The 329-nt window shown below is 66.6% G+C and carries 1 protein-coding gene; it reads left to right on the forward strand.

Annotated elements, in window-relative coordinates; translation table 11 throughout:
- Positions 1 to 329, forward strand: a 329-nt coding sequence (locus AC04SI_RS33385; RefSeq protein ID WP_488475744.1) for a VCBS domain-containing protein, incomplete at both ends; no start/stop codon positions are given.

Consider the following 329-nt stretch of genomic DNA (forward strand, 5'->3'; position numbering starts at 1 on the left):
GGCACCAACGACGCCGCCATCATCGCCGGCACCACCACCGGTGCGGTCGACGAGGACGGCGCCGATGCGCCGGTGACGGCGACCGGCACGGTGACGGCAAGCGATGTCGACAATCCCGACAACGTCTTCCAGCCCGACAGCGGCAACGCCACCTATGGCAGCTTCGCCATCGATGCCGACGGCAACTGGACCTACACGCTCGACGACACCAATCCCACGGTCGATGCCCTCAATGACGGCGATCCGCTCGCCGACAGCTTCACCGTCTTCTCCGAGGACGGCACCAGCCAGGTGATCAGCATCTCCATCACCGGCACCAACGACGCCGC

The sequence above is a fragment of the Mesorhizobium sp. CNPSo 4689 genome, assembly GCF_057784325.1.